Raw genomic sequence first — 20,393 nt, forward strand, 5'->3', positions numbered from 1 at the left:
GCTCAGCTGAGGACGCGGTTGAGCCAGGCCCGCGCGAAGCGCAGGTCGCGGTCCACGGTGGGCACGGAAATGCCGACCACGGCGGCGATCTCCTCGCGCTCCATGCCGGCGAAATAACTCATCTCGACGATGCGGGCCACGCGCTGGTCCTCGTCGTGCAGCCGGCTCAGGGCCTGGTCCAGCGCGATCAGGTCCAGCTCTATGCGCTGGCCTTCGGAAGCCTCGGCATGGCTCAGGGTGACCACGACGATGTCGCCGCCGCGCTTGGCCGAGAGGCGCGAGCGCGCCTGGTCGACCAGCACCGAGCGCATGTGCATCGCGGCCAGGGCGAGGAAATGGGCGCGGTTCTGCCAGTCCGTGTCGGCGCCGAGCAGGCGTACCAGGGCCTCGTGCACCAGGGCGGTGGGTTCCAGCGTCTGCTGCGCACCCTCGCGGCGCAGACGTACCGCGGCCATCTCGCGCAGGGTGTCGTACAGGCGCGGCATCAGACGTTCCAGGGCCTGACGGTCCCCGCCTCTCCAGGCAAGCAGCAGTTCGGTTACGTCGCCGACTTCGGTGGACATGGGTGGGCCGGAAACTGGATCAGCCCGATTGTGCCGTAATGTCACGGTCACTGTCGCCGGGGTCACATGAGTCCGCCATAAGCTGAAGCCCGGCGGGGCGACGGGACCGTGGCGTTCAGGCCCCGCCGGCCTGCTCGCCGGCCGGCGTCTCGTGCGCCTCGCCGCGGGACACGACCACCGCCGCGGCCAGGTCGCCGGTGACGTTGAGCGTGGTGCGCGACATGTCCAGCAGGTGGTTGACGCCCAGGATCAGGCCTATGCCCTCCGGCGGCACGCCGACCATGGCCAGGATCATCATGATCACCGGGATGGAGCCGGCCGGCACGCCGGCCGTGCCCACGCCGCCGAGCACGCAGACGCCGAGCACCATCAGCTGCTGGGCGATGCTCAGCTCCACGCCGAAGAACTGGGCCAGGAACAGCACGGTCACGCCCTCGAACAGGGCTGTGCCGTTCTGGTTGGCGGTGGCACCGACGGTCAGCACGAAGCGCGAAATGCGCGGCGGCAGGCGCAGGTTTTCCTCGGCCACCTTGAGCGAGGTCGGCAGGGTGGCCGAGGACGAGGCGGTCGAGAACGCCGTCAGCATCGCTTCCTCGATGCTGCGGAAGAAGCGCAACGGGCTCATGCCGCCGAAGAACTTGACCACCGCCGAATACACCACGAACTGGTGCAGGGCCAGCGCCAGCAGCACCACGCCCACGTACTTGCCCAGCAGGAACAGCACCTGCCAGCCCAGCTTGGCGGTCAGGGTGAACAGCAGGCAGGCCACGGCGTAGGGCGCCAGGCGTATGACCCGGTCGATCAGGGTCATGGACAGGTCGTAGATGCCCTGGATGAATTCCTTGACCCGGCCCACCGCCGGCGTCGGCGTCAGCACCATGGCGATGCCGAACATCAGGGCGAAGAACATGATGCCGATCATGTCCCCGCCCGAGGCGGCGCGGACGATGTTGTCCGGCACGATCTGCACCAGCATCTCTATGCCCGAGGGCGGCGCGGCCTGGGCGGTGATGCTCTTGGCCTTGGCCGCGCTTTCCTCCAGCAGGGCCGCGCGCGCGGTCTCGCTGATACCGTTACCGGGCTGGAACAGGTTGACCAGCACCAGACCTATGACTACGGCGATGGCCGAGACGAAGACGGTGTACAGCAACGTCTTCCAGCCGACCCGGCCCAGCGAGCGCAGGTCGCCCATTTCCGCCACGCCCAGCACCAGGGCGGAGAACAGCAGCGGGATCACCAGCATCAGCAGCAGGCGCAGGAAGATCTGTCCTACCGGCTGGGTGACGTAGGTGACGACGCCGTTGAGCCAGGCGCTGTCGCTGCCGGCGTAGCGGTAGCACAGCACGCCGGCAAGCACGCCGACGACGAAGCCGATCAGGATGCGCGTATGCAGGGCGAGGCCGCGCGCGGACGGCGCGCCGGCGGTTTCGGAAGCAGGGCTCATGCGCGATCCGGGACGAATGACGAAGCCGCGACCCTACCGGAGAACCGTCGCCGCCGGCAATTCGCACCGCGAAAAATGGCGAGCCCGATGCGACAGGGGGGACGCATCGGGCTCGCACGGTCATCCTGACCAGAGCACCCTGCCCTTCCTGACGCTCCCTAGAAACCGCAGCGCGGCGGCGCGCGGCACCGCCAGGCGCCCGCGCAAAAAGGCGGCGCCGAGGCTAAACTCCCCGGCCGGCGGCGTCTGTCCACCGGTTCGCAATTCGGCCGGCGCAGCGCAGATTTCCGCAATTCCGGCCAACCTGGCCGACAGACGGCACAGAGCCCCCGGCCGGGGCCGGTTCCCGCGCCCGGCGGATGACAGCCTGAGCAAACGGCACAGTGTAAGCTAGGCTACTTTGCGCCCCCTCCAGGCCGCCTGCGTCCGCGCGGCGGCGCCCCTGTCGAGTTCCCTGGATGTCCGCTCAACCGATTCCGCTCTGCGTCGATCTCGATGGCACGCTCATCCGCTCGGACCTGCTGTTCGAGTCCGCGCTGAGCCTGCTGCGGCGCAATCCTTTGTATATTTTTTACTTCGTCCTGTGGCTGCTGCGCGGCCGCGCCCACCTCAAGCGCGAGATCGCCGCGCGCGCCGACGTCGATGCCAGCACCCTTCCCTACGACGAGCGCGTGCTGGCCTGGCTGCGCGAGCAGGGCGAGGCGCAGCGCCCGCGCGTGCTGTGCACCGCCTCCGATGCGCGCCTGGCCGGCGATGTCGCCGCCCACCTGGGCCTGTTCGATGACGTGCTCGCCAGCGACGGCGCACGCAACCTGGCCGGGCGCAACAAGGGCGAAACCCTGCGCGAACGCTACGGCGAGCGCGGCTTCGACTACGCCGGCAACGAATACCGCGACCTGCACATCTGGAAACATGCACGCCGGGCCATCGTGGTCAATGCGCACAACGGGCTGGCCAAGGCCGCCGCCGGCTGCTGCGAGGTCGAGCGCGTGTTCGAGCCGGCCCGCGGCGGCCTGCGCACCTGGCTCAAGGCGCTGCGCCTGCACCAGTGGCTGAAGAACCTGCTGGTATTCCTGCCGCTGTTCGCCGCGCACCGCGTGCTGGAAGCCGGCACGACGCTGAACTGCCTGCTGGCCTTCGTCGCCTTCGGCCTGTGCGCCTCGGGCGTGTACGTGCTCAACGACCTGTTCGACCTGGACTCGGACCGGCGCCATCCGCGCAAGCGCCTGCGCCCGTTCGCCGCCGGCACCCTGCCGCTGCTGCACGGCCTCGTCGCCGCGCCGCTGCTGACCCTGGCCGGCCTGGCGCTGGCCGTATACGTGTCGGCGGCCTTCGCCGGCGTGCTGCTGATTTACTACGCGCTCACCCTGGCCTATTCGCTGCGCCTCAAGCGCATCGTCATGCTGGACGTGATCGTGCTGGCGGCGCTGTATACCGTGCGCATCATCGGCGGCGCCGTGGTCATCGGCGGCGGCCTCTCGTTCTGGCTGCTGGCTTTCTCCATGTTCCTGTTCCTCAGCCTGGCCATGCTCAAGCGCTATACCGAGCTGCTGGCCGCGCGCGACAGCGGCAAGATGAGCGCCAGCGGCCGCGGCTATTCGGTGGAAGACATCGCCCTGATCCAGTCCCTGGGCGGCGCCAGCGGCTACATGAGCGTGCTGGTGCTGGCGCTGTACATCAACAGCACCGCCAGCGAAGTGCTGTATGCGCGTCCGCAAGTACTGTGGCTGCTCTGTCCGCTGTTGCTGTACTGGATCAGCCGGGTCTGGCTGATCGCGCACCGCGGCGGCATGCATGACGATCCGGTGGTGTTCGCCATCGTCGACCGGGTCAGCCGCGTGGTCATCGCGCTGTGCGCCCTGGTCGTGGCCGGAGCGGTCTGAATGAGCGGCACCTCCTGGGGACGCTATCCGCGGCCGGCGCAGCAGCACCTGCTGATGCTGCGCGACCGCGCCGCGCCGCTGCCGCCATTCAGCGGCTCCGCCCTGCCCCACGGCAACGGCCGCAGCTACGGCGATTCCTGCCTCAACGACGGCGGCACCCTGCTGTGCACGCGCGGGCTGGACCGCTTCATCGCCTTCGACCCGGCCAGCGGCGTGCTGCGCTGCGAGGCCGGCGTGCTGCTCGCGGACATACTCGATCTGGCCGTCGGCCAGGGCTGGTTCCTGCCGGTCACGCCGGGCACCAAGTACGTCACCGTCGGCGGCGCCATCGCCAACGATGTGCACGGCAAGAACCATCACGTCGCCGGCTGCTTCAGCGAACACGTCAACGGCTTCGAGCTGCTGCGCAGCGACGGCAGCCGGCGCTGGTGCAGCAAGACGGAAAACGCCGACTGGTTCGCCGCCACCGTGGCCGGCCTGGGCCTGACCGGCGTCATCACCTGGGCCGAACTGCGCCTGCAGCGCGTGCGCGGGCCGTGGCTGGGCTGCGAGACGCACCGCTTCGACAACCTGGACGAATTCTTCGCCCTGTCGGCTGCGTCCGAACGCGACTACGAATACACCGTCGCCTGGATCGACTGCGCCGCCCGCGGCGCGGCCCTGGGCCGCGGCCATTTCATCCGCGCCAACCACGCCGCCGCCAGCGACGGGCCGCGGCCGGGCAGACGCCGCCTGGGCGTGCCGTTGACGCCGCCGCTGTCGCTCATCAACGGCCTGAGCCTGCGCGCCTTCAACACGCTGTATTTCCATCGCCAGCGCGGCCGTGTCAGTCACGCCCTGAGCCATTACGAGCCGTATTTCTATCCGCTGGACGCGATCGCCGACTGGAACCGCATCTACGGCCCGCGCGGCTTCCTGCAGTACCAGTGCGTGCTGCCGCCGGCCCAGGCCCAGGCCGGCCTGGAAGAACTGCTGCGCCGCATCGCGGCCAGCGGCAGCGGTTCCTTCCTGGCCGTACTCAAGGTGTTCGGAACCCGCCCGTCGGCTGGTATCCTCTCGTTCCCGCGGCCCGGCGCCACCCTGGCGCTGGACTTCCCCAACAACGGCCAGGCCACCTTCGCCCTGCTCGATGCACTGGACGAGGTGGTCGCCGGCGCGGGCGGCGCGGTGTACCCGGCCAAGGACGCGCGCCTGGCCGGCGAGCGCTTCCGCCAGTATTTCCCGGCCTGGAACACGCTGGAGCCCTATCTGGACCCGAGGTTTTCCTCGGGCTTCTGGCGCCGTGTAACGGAGTAAGACGACGATGCGCAGGATCCTCATCATCGGCGCGACCTCGGCCATCGCCGAAGCGACCGCCCGCGAATTCGCCGCCCGCGGCGACGCACTGTGCCTGGTCGGCCGCGACGCCGGCCGCCTGGCCGCCATCGCCCAGGACCTGGGCGTGCGCGGCGCCGTGCGCACCGCCACCGCCACGCTGGACGTGACCGATTTCGCCGCCCATGCCGGCGTGATCGACCTGGCCGAACGCGAACTGGGTGGCCTGGACACGCTGCTGGTCGCCCACGGCACCCTGACCGACCAGGCCGAGGCGGAAGCCTCGGTTGACACCCTGCGGCGCGAATTCGACATCAACGCGATCAGCGTGATGGCCCTGCTCACCCCGGTCGCGAACCGCTTCGCCAAACAGGGCTTCGGCAGCATCGCGGTGATCTCCTCCGTCGCCGGCGACCGCGGCCGCATGTCCAACTACGTCTACGGCTCGGCCAAGGCCGCCGTCAGCGCGTTTCTTTCCGGCCTGCGCCAGCGCCTGCAGAAATCCGGCGTCAACGTGCTCACCATCAAGCCCGGCTTCGTCGATACGCCCATGACGAAGGATTTTCCCAAAGGCGCACTCTGGGCCAAACCGGAAGATGTGGCCAAAGGCATCGTCAAGGCCATCGACAAGGGCCGCAGCGTGGTCTACCTGCCCTGGTTCTGGTCGCTGATCATGCTGGTGATCCGCAACGTGCCGGAGTTCGTGTTCAAGCGGGTGAAACTGTGAGCCTGGACAAGAATGCCAAGCTGGTCCTCACCGGCGCCGCCGGTCTGGTCGGGCAGAACCTGATCGTCGAACTCAAGGCGCAGGGCTATACCAACCTCGTCGCCATCGACAAGCACGCGCACAACCTCGCCATTCTGCGCGAGCTGCATCCGGACGTGGAAGCCATACACGCCGACCTGGCCGAACCCGGCGCCTGGAGCGGCAGCTTCGCCGGCGCCGCCTGCGTGATCCAGCTGCATGCGCAGATCACCGGCAAGTTCCCGGCCGAATTCGTGCGCAACAACGAACAGGCCACGGTGCACGTGCTGGATGCGTGCAAGGCGCACGCCGTGCCCTATCTCGTACATATCAGTTCCTCGGTGGTGAATTCGGTCGCCAACGACGACTACACCAACACCAAGAAGGCGCAGGAAAAGCTGGTCGTGGAAAGCGGCCTGGCCCACTGCGTGCTGCGTCCCACGCTGATGTTCGGCTGGTTCGATCCCAAGCACCTTGGCTGGCTGTCGCGCTTCATGGCCAAGGTGCCGGTGTTCCCGATTCCCGGCCACGGCCGCTACATGCGCCAGCCGCTGTACGAGCGCGATTTCTGCCGCTGCATCGTCAAGTGCATCGAAACCCGGCCCGCCGGCGCGATCTACGACGTGTGCGGCGATACGCGCATCGACTATGTCGACATCATCCACACGATCAAGCGTGCGAAGCAATTGCGCACGCCCATCGTCCATATCCCGTTCTGGCTGTTCAAGCTGCTGCTGAAGATCTACGCGCTGTTCAGCGACAAGCCGCCGTTCACTGCCTCCCAGCTGGATGCGCTGACCGCCGGCGACGAATTCAGCGGCGTGGACACCAGAGCCACCTTCGGCGTCGAACAGACGCCGTTCGCCGAAGCCGTGCGCGAAAGCTACTGCGACCCGCGCTACAGCGGCATCGTGCTGGAACGCTGAAAGGAACTCACATGCAGCAAGCAGGAAAAAAGCGCTTCGCCATCGTCGGCGCCGGTCCCATGGGGCTGATGGCGGCCATGGAGATCCTCAAGGCCGGCCATGAGGTCGATGTGTACGAGCGCGACGACCGCATCGGCGGCATGTCGGCCGCGTTCGATTTCGACGGCCTGCAGATCGAGCGCTACTACCACTTCGTGTGCAAGACCGACGATCCGCTGTTCGAGCTGATGGCGGAACTGGGCATCAGCGACACGCTGAAGTGGACCGACACGAAGATGGGCTTCTACTGCCAGGGCAAGCTGTACAAGTGGGGCACGCCCTGGGCGCTGCTGAGCTTCGACAAGCTGGGCTGGGTGGACAAGTTCCGCTACGCCCTGCACGTGATGCGCACCAAGAGCATCAAGGACTGGCGCGCGCTGGATAAGGTCGGCGTGACCGACTGGCTCAAGCGCAACCTCGGCGAGCGCGCCTACGACGTGCTGTGGGAGCGCTTGTTCCACCTGAAGTTCTACGAGTACAAGGACAAGCTTTCCGCCGCCTGGCTGGGCACGCGCATCAAGCGCGTGGCGCTGTCGCGCAAGAACCTGCTGCAGGAATCGCTGGGCTATATCGAAGGCGGCTCGGAAACCCTGCTGCAGAAGATGCAGGAATTCATCCTCGCCCGCGGCGGCCGCATCCACCTGAGCGCCGGCATAGACCGCGTCAACGCGCCCGCCGGCAAGGTCGAAAGCATCACCGTCAAGGGCGAGACCATCCCGGTCGACGGCGTGGTCAGCACCGCGCCCATCCAGTACGTGCCGCGTCTGGCGCCGGACCTGCCGGCCGATTTCCGCGCCCGCATCCAGGCACTGGAGAACATCCCGGTGGTCTGCGTCATCCTCAAGCTGAAGCAGCCGCTCAGCGAGAATTTCTGGATGAACATTTGCGACGCCGGCATCGACATCCCCGGCGTCATCGAATACTCCAACCTCAATCCCGGCGCCGGGCCGGCCATCGTCTACGCGCCGTTCTACATGCCCAAGACGCACCCCAAGTTCGGCCGCGACAATGCCGAGTTCATCGAAGAAGTGCTGGGCTATCTGCCCAGGCTCAATCCGGCTTTCCGCCGCGACTGGGTGCTGGCCAGCCACTGCCATCGCTACGAATTTGCCCAGGCGGTCTGCCCGCCGGGCTATTTCGACCTGCTGCCGCCCATGCAGACGCCGATCGCCGGCCTGTGTATGGCCGACACGGCGTATTACTACCCGGAAGACCGTTCCATCTGCGAAAGCGTCAAGGTTGCCAGGGCCCTTGCGCGGACCGCCCTATCATGAAGGTGCCGCCATGTCCGAATCCAAAGTCGAACTGGATAAACTCTACAGCCAGCGATTTCCCGAGAAAGAACGCGCGCAGAAGCACGCTATCTGGAAAGTACTGTGCGGCGAATTCTTCAGCCGCCATGTCAAACCCACCGACACGGTAGTGGACATCGGCGCCGGGTACTGCGAGTTCATCAACAACATCCCGGCCGGCCGCAAGATCGCGGTGGACCTCAATCCGGACGTGCACCGCTTCGCCGCACCCGACGTGCGCGTGATCAACGAATCCTGCACCGCGATCCGCGAACTCGCCGGCGACAGCGTCGACGTGGTGTTCATGAGCAACTTCCTCGAACACCTGCCGAACAAGGAACTGGTGCTGGATACCTTCCGTGAATGCCGGCGCATCCTGCGTCCCGGCGGCCGCGTGCTGGTGCTGCAGCCCAACATCCGCTATCTGCCCGGCGAATACTGGGACTATTTCGACCACCACACGCCGCTGACCGAGCGCAGCCTGGTCGAGGGCCTGCAACTGGCCGGGCTGGAACCGACCACCGTCATCGCGCGCTTCCTGCCCTATACCACCAAGAGCCGGCTGCCGCAGGCACCGTGGCTGGTGCAGCTGTACCTCAAGCTGCCGCTGGCCTGGCACATCCTGGGCAAGCAGGCATTCGTCGTGGCGCAGAAGAACTCCTGACGGCCCGCACACCTCCATGTCCGCAACGAGAGCGCAAGGCATGATTTCCGCCCAGATGCTGCGATTCGTACTGGCCAGCGGCGTCGCCGCCCTGGTCAATTTTGGTTCGCGCATCCTGCTCAGCCATTTCCTGCCTTATCCGCTGGCGATTGCGCTGGCCTTCTGCGCCGGGCTGTGCACCGCGTTCACGCTGAACCGGCTGTTCGTGTTCGCGCAGCCGACGATTCCGCTGCGCGAGCAGATGCTCTGGTTCGTCGTCGTCAACATCTTCGCCCTGGCGCAGACCATGGCGGTCAGCCTGCTGCTGGAATACTGGCTGTTTCCCGCCATCGGCATGGAATGGCACAGTAAGGAAGTCGCCCACGCCGCAGGCATCGCCGTGCCGGTCATCAGCAGCTATTTCGGACACAAACGCTTTTCCTTCAGGTCGACCCCATGAATAGCTCTCAATGGACTTCGCCGCCGCCGCGCGCGCAGGCGGAAAGCCGCTGGTTCGGCTGGCTGGTAGGCGTGCTCGTATTCGCCGGCACGCTGCGGCTGGGCATAGGCACGGCCACCGGCGACGTGGACCTGTCCTGGTCGGCGGTGATCGCCTGGGCCCATGTGAACGGCGCCCAGTGGGGCAAGGACATCATCTTCACCTACGGTCCGCTGGGCTGGCTGAATCCCTACGCGACCTACAACCAGACGCTGTTTGCCACGTTCTTCCTCTGCCAGGTCCTGCTCAGCCTGGGCGTGGCCAGCACCTACGGCATGGCGGCCAATCTCGTCCGCCCCGCCTACCGCCTGCCGTTGCTGCTGACCCTGGCGGTGCTGTGGCCGTGGCTGCACTCGGACATCCTGTTTTTCGGCACCCTGGCCGCGGGCATGGCCGCGCTGGAACGCTGCAGCCGCAGCCCCGGCCGCTGGGGCGGCCTGCTCGGGCTGGGCATCCTGAGCCTGCTGATCGCCGCGCTGGGCCTGCTCAAGTTCAGTTTCTTCATCATCGCGGCCGGGCTCTGGCTGGCCGGAACCCTGCTGCTGTCCGGACGCCGGCTGGACAAGGCGTTGCTGTGGTTTGCCGCGTTTCCCGCCGCCACGCTGGCGCTGTGGGTCGCCGACGGCCAGGAGCTGGGCAATCTGGCGGTCTATTTCCGCACCGCGCTGGACACGGCCTCGGCCTACGCGCGCGGCATGGGCAACAGCGGCCGCACCCTGGATCTGCTGACCGGTGCCGCCGCCGCCGCGCTGGTCGCCGCCCTGCTGCTGGCCTGGGTCCGCAGCCAGCGCGGCGCCTACCTGCGCGCGCTGGTCGTGGCCGGCTACCTCGGCGCCACGCTCTTCCTGGTCTGGCGCGCCGCCTATACGCGCGCCGACATGGCGCACGTGTGCTTCTTCCTGCCGCTGTGCGCCCAGGTGCTCGTAGTCCTGCTGGGCTTCGCCGGCGACGGCAGCGCCGCCGTGCGCCGCAGCGTGCTGGCGGCCCTGATGCTGCTCCTGATCGCCTGGGTGCCGCTGTCGTATCCCGCTGCCAATGTCGCGCTGTATGTCGACAAGGCGCACTACAGTGCGCAGATCCTGCGCCGGCTGGTGATCCCGTCGGAGCTGCTGGCGTACTACGAAGCCGACCGCGCCAGGATCCGCCAGGCGCTGGACCTGCCGCAGCTGCGCAGCCTGATTGGCCGCGAGCGTGTGGACCTGCTCACCCAGGCCCAGGGTGTAGTCCTCATCAACGAGTTCAATTTTGCGCCGCGCCCCATTTTCCAGAGCTATTCGGCGCTGTCGCCGGCCCTGCTGCGCATCAACGAGGCGCACTTCCTCGGCGCGCAGGCACCGCGCTTCGTGCTGCTGAAGCTGGAACCGGCCGACCTGCGCTATCCCACCAGCGAGGACGCGCCGGCGCTGTATGCGCTGCTGCGCAATTACCAGCCGGCCGCCATGGAGAAGGGCTATCTGCTGCTGCAGCGCCGCGACGGCGCCGACGCGGCGCCGATGCCCGCCGCCGCGGCCAGCACCATCGACGCCGCCGTCGGCGAATGGGTGGATGTGCCGGCGCACGCCTCGGCCCTGCTGATGCATGCCGACCTGGTGCAGAACGGCTACGGCAAGGTGTTCTCGTTCCTGCTGCGCGAACCGGCCACCCTGCTGGAGACACAGCTCAGCAACGGCGAGACCCGGCAATACCGGCTGCTGCGCGACACCGCGCGCACCGGGCTGCTGCTTTCGCCCTTCATCGAGAGCGAACGCAGCTATCTGGGCTGGTACTACGGCGACGAACTGCCGCAGGTGAAGCGCCTGCGCATCATTGCCCCGGTGCCGTGGCAGCAGTCGCTGCTGCAGCCGTCGTTCCGGCTGGGCTTCACGGCGGTGGAACTGCCGCGGGCCGAAGCCGGCCGGCTGCCGCAGGAACTGGTGCCGGAGCTGTGGCCGGGCTTCAACATTCCGCCCACCGCCCGCAGCGGCATGATCAGCGGCGTCATCGAGGAAGGCGCGCCGGCGCTGTTCATGCACGCCACCGCCTCGCTGGAATTCAAGCCGCCGGCCGGGCGCCACAAGCTGGAACTGAACTTCGGCCTGCGCAAGGGCACGCTGGAAGCCAGCGAATGCGCCAAGAGCGATGGCATACGCCTGCAGGTCGATCTGGTCCAGGGCACGCAGGTCACGACCATCCTGCAGCGCGACGTCGATCCGGCGGCCCGGCCGACCGACCGCGGCCTGCAGTCCGCCGCAGCGGAACTGCAGACCGCGCCGGGCGACACGCTGCGCGTCAGCGTGCTGCCCGGCCCGGCCGGCGACAACGCCGCCTGCGACTGGGGCTATGTGCGCGACCTGCATCTGACGGCGCTGCCGGCGCCGTGAGCGCCGCGGCGGCCAGTCCCTGATCGCGACCAGCCCGCTCACAGGCAAGCGCATGTCCGTCCCGACCCTTCCAGTGCCGGCACTGCGCCGCAGCGTGGCGCCGGCGCTCTTCTGGCTGTGGGCATTCGCCGCCCATGCGCTGACCATCCTGCTGTTTTCCCACCCGCTGCCCATCGCCGACCAGTGGGATACGGAAGGTATGCTGCTGTTCGTCCCCTGGGTCGAAGGCAATCTTCCGCTGGAGCTGCTGTTCGGGCCGCACAACGAACACCGCGTCTTCACCAAGCGCGTGTTCGACCTGCTGGTCTTCACGCTCAACGGCCAGCAGTGGGACAACCAGGTGCTGGCGCTGGCCAATACGGCCATCTACGCCACCACGCTGACCTTGCTGTTCGGCTTCGTGCGCAGCGCCACGCAAGGACTGGCGCGCCGGGTCCTGCCCGGCCTGCTGCTACTGCTGCCGCTGCTGCCATTCAATTACGAGAACACGCTGTGGGGCTTCCAGAGCCAGTTCTATTTCTGCTTCCTGTTCAGCGTCATCGCCCTGCTGCACCTGGCGCGGCGGCCGCAGCTGCCGGCGTGGGGGCTGGTCCTGCTCGGCTGCAGTCTGGCGGCGCTGTTCAGCCTGGCCTCGGGCGTGCTGCTGGCCGCCACGCTGGCGTTGCTGGTGTTGCTGGACCGGCGCGCCGCCGTGGCGCCGCTGCGCCGCTACGGCGTGATCGCGCTGTTGCTCGCCGTGCTGGCCGCGGGCCTGCTCCTGCTGCCGCATGTGCCCACCGATGCCGTCCTCAAGGCGCAGTCCCTGGGCGAGGCCCTTTCCGCGGTCAACCGGCTCGCGTCCTGGCCGCTGCCGCTGCTGCCGCTGGCCTGGCTGCCCCTGCTGATCTGGCTGGGCCTGCAACTGAAACAGCGGCGCAGGCCGGAGACGGCGGACGTGTTCTTTTTCGGGCTGGCCGTCTGGGTGCTGGCCCAGATCGCGGCCACCGCCTACGGCCGCGGCCATACGCTCACCAGCCTGCCCTCGCGCTATCTGGATTCCCTGAGCTTCGGCGTGCTGGCCAATGCCTATTTCGCCTGCCGCCTGGCCGGCGCGGCCGCGCCGTGGCCGCGGGCGCGGCGGCTGCCGGCCGCCGCCGCGGCCGGTGCCGCGGGCCTGGCCATTGCGGCGGGGCTGGGGCTGGAAACCGTCAAGAGTGTTTATCTGATAAATCAGTTCCACGACAGCTGGCAGGCGCGCGAATGGGTGACGGCCGCACTGGTCCGCGGCGAGGCCCAGGCCGGCGACAATCCCATGCTGCCGTATCCGCACATTGAAAACATGCCGCGCTTTTTCAGCCAGCCGAGCATGCGCCGCCTGCTCGGCATCCAGGACGGCCGCTACCAGCCGCTGTGCGCACGGCCGGACCTGGCGCGGCTTTCCCGCGCGGTGTGCGCGCTGCAGTCGCTGCTGCCGGCATCGCCGCTGCCGCAGTTTGAAGCGCAGCCGCCGGGCGTCGCCGGCAATTCCTCCGATTGCTCGCTGGATCTGCTTGCCGGCCTGGCCCAGGACGACAGCCTGGTGCGCGGCGCGCCCCTGCGTTTTGCCGGCTGGGTCGGGCCTACCGCACGATCCGCCTTGCCGCCGCTGGCCGATGCGGCGGTGGTGCTGGTCGGCAACGGCGCCGTGTACGCCGCGCCTTCCCGGCTGGTCCATCCGCGCCTGGATGTCGCCCGCCATTTCCGGCCTCGGCCGGGGTATTTCTGGACCGGCTTCAGCCTCATCGCAGGTACGCAGAACGTACAGCCCGGCGATTACGCCGTATGGCTGCGCGCCGGCCCCGGCACGCTGTGCCGCACCGGCAACCTGATCCGGGTTTCGTGAACTGGCGCCGCTTCCGGCGCATACCGGGCCGGCCCGCATCTTGCTTTCATCCATCTGCGGCCGGATAGTGGCCGCGGCGGTGCAGCGGCGAATCCGCACGCCGCCGGACATACCGACCATCGCCGCACGCGGCGATCCGGTCCGCTCAGAAAGGTAGCCGCCATGAAAGCCCGCATCCTCGCCCTGTTGCTGTTCGTGTTCGCCGGCCGGGAAGCGGCGGCGCAGGCGATAGTCAACGTTCCCGCCCAGGGCACCCTGCAGCAAGCCATCGCCAGCGTCGCCGACGGCGGCATCATCGAAATGGCCGCCGGCACCTATATCGCACCGGCCGGCGGCTTCCAGATCGGCGTGCCCAAGCGTTTCACCATCCGCGCCGCAACCGGCGCCAATGTCACGCTGAGCGGCAACAACAGCACCGACATCGTGCGCGTGATGCTCGGCAAGCCGATCACCTTTGAACGGCTGCGCTTCACCGCAGGGCGCTCCAACGACAACAACCAGGGCGGCGCGGTCACCCTCAGCGGAGCCACGGCCACCTTCATCGGCTGCGCCTTCGAGGTCAACAGCGCCGTGGCCAGCGACGCGGGCGGCGGCGCGATCCGCGCGGTCGATTCCGATGTCTTCATCGCCGACTCCCTGTTCAGCGGCAACAGCGCACGGCGCTACGGCGGCGCCATCGCCAGCGCCAGCGGCGGCAGCCTGGTGATCCACAACACCGGCTTCTACAACAACCGGGTCAACCTGCCCAATCACTGGCCGGATTCGCTGGGCGGCGCCATCTTCCTGCTCGACGTGAAGACGCGCGTGACCAACTCGCGCTTCGAAACCAACCAGGCCGGCTTCGCCGGCGGCGCCATCTATTCCTTCGGCAGCTGGCCGGCCGGCGCAGGCCACGGCATGGAAGTGCTGATCGCCAACTCCACCTTCAGCGGCAATATCGCGCGCTACGACCCCAGCGCCAGCAGCAATACCATCACCTGCGGCGGCGCGCTGCAGATGGAAGATTCGGTCCACGGCGTGCTGCACAACACCCGCTTCCTCAACAATCAGGCCACCCAGGGCGGCGCGATCAGCAACTACCGCGGGGCGCTGGATATCTATTCCGGCACCTTCCAGGGCAATGTCGCATCGACCAACGGCAGCGTCTACGAAGGCATAGGCGGTGCGGTGCACCTGGTTTCCGACGACCAGGTGCCGTCCGATCCGGCGAACCGCCCCAGCGCATCCCTGCTGGTGCGCGACACGCTGTTCCAGGGCCGCTCCGGCGCCGTCACCAACAACGGCCGCATCGGCGGCTGCCTGTTCTCCGCCGGCGACGGCAACCGCGCCTTCGGCACCGGCGGCATCCCGGTCATGGGCAGCATCGCCTCCAACCGCGCCACCATCGACATCGCCGACAGCGTGTTCGCCAACTGCGCCGTGCGCGAAAACGGCGGCGGCGGCATAGGCGGCGCGATCATCACGCAGATGACGGCGATGTCCATACGCGACACGCTCTTCGTCGGCAACGAGGCGCTGCAGAACGCGACCAATACCGGCACCGGCGGCGCCATGGCGCTGTTCGACCATTCCACCACCAACCTGCTGCGCACCACGATGTCCAAGTCGCGCGCCGGCTTTGTCGGCGGCGCCATCCTGCTGCAGGGCTCGCATCTGGATATCGACGACAGCGCCATCGTGGAAAGCGCGCTGCTGGGGCCGTCGATCTGGGGCGGCACGGCGATCTACACCGCGCCGGAAAACCTCGGCCCGCCGCGGCCGGGCGTGGACGCCACCGGCGTGATCCGCAATTCCATCATCAGCAACAGCAGCGGCGGCGTCACGCTGCTGGATTTCGAGCCCGGCGGCGGGCCGTTCAACCGCGTGCAGTATTCCAACAACCAGATCTTCCCCGGCGGCGCCGGCACCTATTCGGCCGCGGGCTTCCCGGCCGTGAGCAGCGTGGCGCAGATGAACAACCTGGTCACCAACGGCCAGCCCAAGGCGCCGGTGCCCAACAGCGTTCCGGCGACGGCGCCCGTGGTCGCCGCGCTGGCCAGCGTGCCCAAGTCGATCCTGTCGACGAGTGCGTTCGGCGATCCGGCGCCGCCGACCAGCGCCTACCTCGCGGCCGCCTGGAGCGGCGCCAGCGCCACCCTCGACGGCGCGCCAGTCAGCGGCAATCACACCGTGGTGGCGGCGGGCAGCGGCACGCACACCCTGCTCAGCGGCGCCTTGCAGCGCCAGGCCAGCATCGGTCTCGCCCCTGTGCCGGCCTTCGCCATGGCGATACGGCCGGCGCAGATCGGGCCCGGCGGCGGCTTCAACCTGGTCTGGCAGACGCTGGCCGGCAACTTCCTCGATGTCGCCTTCGACCAGGAAATCGCGCCGCCCGGCAGCGCCAGCGGCAACTTCTTCGTACCGTCCTGGCCGGCGACGCAGCTGGTGCGCGGCCTTGTCATCACGCGCGAAGGCGGCGCCGTGGCCAGCGATCAGGTGACCGTGGTCAACGGCCTTATCTTCAAGGACGGTTTCGAGCCCTGATTGCGCGGGCAGGGCCGCGCGATCCCGCACCGGCCCTGTTCGAATGCACGCCGGCAGGCCCGATCGGGCCGCCGCGTTTTCCGCGGCGCGTCCAGACGCCGGCGCGCGGGAGCAGCCGGCATCCGCCAGCCGTTGCAGCGGCGCCGCGCCGCGTCAGCGCACCGCGCGTATGACCAGCGGGTGCATCAGCCCGTAGTCGAAACTCGGGTGATTGTTGGCCGAATAGCCGAGGAACAGGTCGTAGTACAGGCCGACTTCGGCCTGGCGGAAGCCCGCGGCACGCAGATCGCCGAGCAGGTTCCAGCCAAAGTGGTAGTAGGTCAGTATGCCTTCCGGGCGTATGCCGTCGCCGTGGTATTCGGGCTTGCCGAAGAACTCGGTGCTGCCGTCGGGCAGCGGCCGGGCGAGTTCCGCCTCGGCCAGGCGCGACATGAAGAACGGCATGGTGAATATCGCCAGGCCGCCGGGTACCAGCACGCGCGCAGTCTCGCGCAGCGCGGTACGGTAGGCGTGCACGTGTTCCAGCACGTCGTTGTGCATGATGAGGTTGAGCGAGGCATCCGCGTACGACAGCGCCGAGATCGACTCCTGCCGCACCGCCATGCCGCGCCAGGGATATTCGACGCCGCTGGTATAGGCCGGATCAAGGAATTCCGACCCGATCAGGTGCGGGAAGCGTGCCTTGAGATGGTGGTATAGCGGCGTCGTCTGCTCCAGCAGCGCGAAGCCGGCCTGGGCCGCCGGGCCGGCGTTCTCGATCGCCGCGTGGTAGAGCAGGCGGCTGCGGTTGCTCAGGCCGCAACGCGGGCAGACCAGGCCCTCGCGCAGGTTGACGCGCGGCCCGAACGTGGCGCCGCCGGCGACCTTGAACGCGACCACGGCCTGGCAGCAGACGCAGTAGCCCGTCGAACTCTTCTGCCCGGCCAGCCATTCCTCGCCGTGCTGGCGATAGGGCTCCAGCGAGGCCACCGCCGCATCGAACGATTCCTTGCGCAAAAACCATCTGAACACGTGCCTGTCTCCGTAGCGCCGCGGCGTCTAGTTGAGGTTTTCCACGGCAACGAGGTATTCGTGGCCGAAATCCACATGACCGAATTGTGCAATCTTGCGGCCGCCGCGCTCGTAGTAATCCCAGGTGGCCTCGTCCGGCACTTCGCGCGTGGGATCGTAGAACACGTCCATGTGGTAGACCGGTGTGCCGGCCGGCGTGACGTGCATGACCAGGCTGCGGCGGCTGCGTTCCTTGTTGATGTGCACCGAGCCGCCGTGCAGCAGCTCCGGATGCCAGATGATGACGTCGCCGCGCGATACGTGCACCTGCTGCGCCGCCATGCCGCGGTCGGCGCACTGCTGCTTCACCGCCTCCTGGTAGCCGACCCAGCCGTCCGCCGACATGGCCGGAATCGACTCCAGCCCGGCGAACAGCTCCCGCGCCATGGCTTCGACATCGATGGGCGGCAGCAGGTGACTGCCCGGAACCACCATCAGCGGCCCGTTCTCGCCGTCGACATCGTCCAGCGCCAGCCATACGCCCATGTAGCGGCCGATGGGGCGTGTCGTGAAGTACGGCGTGTCGCGGTGCAGGTCCTGTTCGGAGCCGCGCTCGTAGTACAGGCTCGTATACAGCGACGTGGGCGCCGCAAAAAAGCGGTCGCTGATCTCGAACGGCGCCGCCAGCTCAGCGAAGGTGTCGGCCAGGCTGGGCACCGCCAGATGCAGGTTGGAGACGCGGTACAGGTAGCCGTGGTCGGCCGCGTTCTTCGCAATCAGCTCCGCGTTGCGCTGCTTGAAGGCGTTGATGTCCTGCAGCAGCTGCTCGCAGCGCTCGCGCGCAATCGCATTGCGCACCACGACGAAACCGTCGCGCATCAGATCGTCGTAAAGACTCATACCCTGCTCCTGTTTCATTTCAGCGTGCCGCCGAGGCGGCGCTGGACCGCAACGACAGGATCCTGCCGCATGGGCGGGACCGCATCAATCCGCGGCGCGGCATCGGCATGCCCAAATCGGGCCGCTGCGGCGCGCCGCCGCTTCGCCTTGCCGCTCCGGCCGGACGGCGTTCACACGGCGGGCGAGCGGCTGGAATCGGCGTAGGCATATTCCGCCTCCTGCGCCATCGCGCTGGCGAGCGGCTCCTGCGTCGAGGCCATGTAGGCGCCCGCCGCGCGCACCGACAGCGTGAAGCAGCGCTCGATCGCATGCGCCATGGTGCCGTCGACCTGGCCCAGCTCGGGCTCGAACTCGGCCTCGTCGATATGTACGTCCAGCAGCGGGCGCAGCGCGCTGACGCGGATCCAGAACATGGAGCCCGCCGCGAACGCATCGGTGCTGGGTTCGGCGTGGGCCACGCCCATGAGGCGGCAGAGATAGTGCACGTTGCGCTGGTTGGAACCCCAGTAGAAGTTCATCGGCAGGATGTGCCCCTCGGGCGCGACCATGCCCAGCTGCGCGGTGCTGCGGAACGCCTCGTGGATGCGCCGCGCGTTGTCCACGGCGATCAGCTTGGTCAGCAGATCGCGGCGCCAGATGTCGCCGTCGGCGCGGTGCAGCGAACGCTTGGTGTGCAGCTTGACGATCAGTTCCTCGCCCGCGTCGGCCAGCTCGTTGGCCACGCGCAGGAACGGCAGCACATCGCGGCCGCGGTTCTCGAACACGCGGCATTCCGCCTCCACGCCGGCCGCCTGCAACTGGCTGCGCACTTCCGCCTCGCGCTCGGGCACGGTGGTGATGATGACGCGATGCGGCACTTCCCAGCGCGCGAGCAGCTCGAAGATTTCCTGCAGCAGCTCGGGATAGTAGGCATGGATGATGACGCAGACCTTGCGCTCGGCCGGCGCCGGCGCCGCCGCGGGCTGCGATACCTTTTCCACCGCGCGCCGGGTCGCGTCCAGCCAGGCGTAGCCCAGGCGCACGTCCGGCTCCAGGTGGGCGCCCTCGGCCCATTCGTTCCAGGCGTTGATGAAGACCAGGCGCTGGTCCTCGCGTGGGAAGCGCTTGACCGTGTCGCGCATGGCGTTGACCAGCCATTCCTCGTAGCCGCGCGGCGAGGCGTGCACGAAGATGTTGCTGACGCCGGGCTTGCGCGCCTCGTTGTCCCAGCCCGGGTTCACGCCGCGGAAGAAGACGTGGCCCGGATCGGCGTAGTTGCGGCTGCGCTCGATGAAGCAGCGCCAGTCGAACACATTGCCGGAAAAGCCCGGATTGAACTTGTACACCTTGTCGGTGAGCTGCGGCGGCGCGCTGTTGTTGGGCGGGAACTCGACCATGGCGTCGAAGCCGATCGCGGCGGGATCGAGCCGGTCGAACGCACTGGTGAGGCAGATGTAGATGTCGCCCAGGCCCAGCGCGCGGCAGCGCTCGCGCCAGCGCTGCGCCGTGGCGCGCGGATCGGGCAGCAGGCTGGGCCGGTAGACCAGCAGCAGCGGGCGCCCGTCCACGCGCACATAGCGCGGATCGCGCATGTAGCGCGCGACGTGCTCGATGAAGGCGATGTCGTCGGCCGGCGAATAGTCCTGGGCGATGAGCACGTCGTCGTCGTAGCCGTCCCAGCGCCGGGTCCAGTTCTCGTTCGCCCAGCACAGGGCGAACGGCAGGTCGCAGCGCGGATTTTCCAGGTATTGCAGGATCGGCTCTTCCATCAGCCGCTTGCCGGCGAACCAGTAGAAGTAGAAGCAGAAGCCGCCCACGCCGTGCAGCCTGGCCAGTTCCACCTGGCGCTCCTGCACGGCCGGCACGCGCAGATCGTAGTAGCCCAGCTCGCCCGGCAGGTGCGGCTGGTACTGGCCTTCCACCTGAGGCATCGCGCGGCCTACGTTGGACCATTCGGTGAAGCCCTTGCCCCACCAGGCGTCGTTCTCGGGAAACGGGTGGAACTGCGGCAGGTAGAAGGCGAGCAGTTTGCAGGCCGGCTGCACGGCGGGCGGCGCCGCATGGCGCAGCGGCACATAGCCCACTGCGCGCGTAGCGCTGTGGATACGCCGCCGCGCTGGCGCGGCGGCCGCGGCTGCGCTGCATTCGACCGCGACGGCGGCGGCCAGCGGCACGACGCCCGGCTCGGACAGCGGCGCCGCCGGCGCCGGCGGCTGGTGCGGGTCCGGCGCCAGGTTCAGTTCGACCAGCACTTGGCGCTCGGCCGTGCGCACGACATTGCGCAGCGCGGGGAAGCGGTACGCGAGCCAGTACGTGTGGCGCAACTTGGCGCGCTCGCTCAACGGCGCGTAGCGGTATATCAGCCGCATCGCCATGACGAATTTGTCCCAATACCTGCCATCAGCCATAGCGGCTCATCCCGTTGAACTTCG

15 protein-coding genes are annotated in these 20,393 nt (G+C 68.1%); 10 read left to right on the top strand and 5 right to left on the bottom strand.

Annotated features, from left to right (window positions below; translation table 11 throughout):
* Nucleotides 1-2: 2 nt before the first annotated feature.
* Together NM961_RS19810 and NM961_RS19815 are read right to left on the bottom strand one after the other, a co-directional pair.
* Nucleotides 3-563 (bottom strand): ECF-type sigma factor, encoded by a 561-nt coding sequence (locus NM961_RS19810; protein WP_255916154.1) that lies wholly within the window; start codon nt 561-563, stop codon nt 3-5.
* Nucleotides 564-678: 115 nt separating this feature from the next.
* Nucleotides 679-2,007 (bottom strand): dicarboxylate/amino acid:cation symporter, encoded by a 1,329-nt coding sequence (locus NM961_RS19815; RefSeq protein ID WP_255916155.1) that lies wholly within the window; start codon nt 2,005-2,007, stop codon nt 679-681.
* Between the two features lie 458 nt (nt 2,008-2,465).
* On the opposite strand from NM961_RS19815, the gene NM961_RS19820 reads away from it, so the two are divergent.
* From NM961_RS19820 to NM961_RS19865, 10 genes are all read left to right on the top strand, one after another.
* Nucleotides 2,466-3,890, top strand: coding sequence for a UbiA family prenyltransferase (locus tag NM961_RS19820; protein ID WP_255916156.1), 1,425 nt, complete (start codon nt 2,466-2,468; stop codon nt 3,888-3,890).
* Nucleotides 3,891-5,186, top strand: coding sequence for an FAD-binding oxidoreductase (locus NM961_RS19825; RefSeq protein ID WP_255916157.1), 1,296 nt, complete (start codon nt 3,891-3,893; stop codon nt 5,184-5,186).
* 7 nt (nt 5,187-5,193) lie between these two features.
* Nucleotides 5,194-5,931: an SDR family oxidoreductase gene (locus NM961_RS19830; protein ID WP_255916158.1), complete on the top strand. Its 738-nt coding sequence runs from the start codon at nt 5,194-5,196 to the stop codon at nt 5,929-5,931.
* A 2-nt stretch (nt 5,932-5,933) separates the two neighbouring features.
* Nucleotides 5,934-6,875: an NAD-dependent epimerase/dehydratase family protein gene (locus NM961_RS19835; protein WP_255916208.1), complete on the top strand. Its 942-nt coding sequence runs from the start codon at nt 5,934-5,936 to the stop codon at nt 6,873-6,875.
* Between the two features lie 11 nt (nt 6,876-6,886).
* Nucleotides 6,887-8,188: an NAD(P)/FAD-dependent oxidoreductase gene (locus NM961_RS19840; protein ID WP_255916159.1), complete on the top strand. Its 1,302-nt coding sequence runs from the start codon at nt 6,887-6,889 to the stop codon at nt 8,186-8,188.
* Between the two features lie 10 nt (nt 8,189-8,198).
* On the top strand, nt 8,199-8,870 hold the full coding sequence (locus tag NM961_RS19845) for a class I SAM-dependent methyltransferase (protein ID WP_255916160.1): 672 nt from the start codon (nt 8,199-8,201) through the stop codon (nt 8,868-8,870).
* Nucleotides 8,871-8,925: 55 nt separating this feature from the next.
* Nucleotides 8,926-9,309, top strand: a complete 384-nt coding sequence (locus tag NM961_RS19850; protein ID WP_255916161.1) for a GtrA family protein — start codon at nt 8,926-8,928, stop codon at nt 9,307-9,309.
* Nucleotides 9,306-11,708, top strand: a complete 2,403-nt coding sequence (locus tag NM961_RS19855) for a hypothetical protein (protein WP_255916162.1) — start codon at nt 9,306-9,308, stop codon at nt 11,706-11,708. The genes NM961_RS19850 and NM961_RS19855 overlap by 4 nt, the downstream gene beginning before the upstream one ends.
* A 52-nt stretch (nt 11,709-11,760) precedes the next feature.
* Nucleotides 11,761-13,569 carry a hypothetical protein gene (locus NM961_RS19860; RefSeq protein ID WP_255916163.1) on the top strand — a complete coding sequence of 603 codons (1,809 nt, stop codon included), beginning with the start codon at nt 11,761-11,763 and terminating at the stop codon, nt 13,567-13,569.
* 162 nt (nt 13,570-13,731) lie between these two features.
* Complete coding sequence (locus NM961_RS19865; RefSeq protein ID WP_255916164.1) at nt 13,732-16,092, top strand: hypothetical protein; 2,361 nt, start codon at nt 13,732-13,734, stop codon at nt 16,090-16,092.
* Between the two features lie 153 nt (nt 16,093-16,245).
* On the opposite strand, the gene NM961_RS24220 is transcribed toward NM961_RS19865, so the two are convergent.
* From NM961_RS24220 to NM961_RS19880, 3 genes are all read right to left on the bottom strand, one after another.
* Complete coding sequence (locus NM961_RS24220; protein ID WP_255916165.1) at nt 16,246-17,103, bottom strand: methyltransferase domain-containing protein; 858 nt, start codon at nt 17,101-17,103, stop codon at nt 16,246-16,248.
* A 27-nt stretch (nt 17,104-17,130) separates the two neighbouring features.
* A complete protein-coding gene (locus tag NM961_RS19875; protein ID WP_255916166.1) occupies nt 17,131-17,982 on the bottom strand; it encodes a phytanoyl-CoA dioxygenase family protein in 852 nt (283 codons plus the stop codon).
* 170 nt (nt 17,983-18,152) lie between these two features.
* A complete protein-coding gene (locus tag NM961_RS19880; protein WP_255916167.1) occupies nt 18,153-20,336 on the bottom strand; it encodes a glycoside hydrolase family 99-like domain-containing protein in 2,184 nt (727 codons plus the stop codon).
* Between the last annotated feature and the right edge of the window lie 57 nt (nt 20,337-20,393).

Origin of the sequence: Tahibacter harae (assembly GCF_024437735.1) — a bacterium.
Classification (GTDB): Bacteria; Pseudomonadota; Gammaproteobacteria; order Xanthomonadales; family Rhodanobacteraceae; genus Tahibacter; species Tahibacter harae.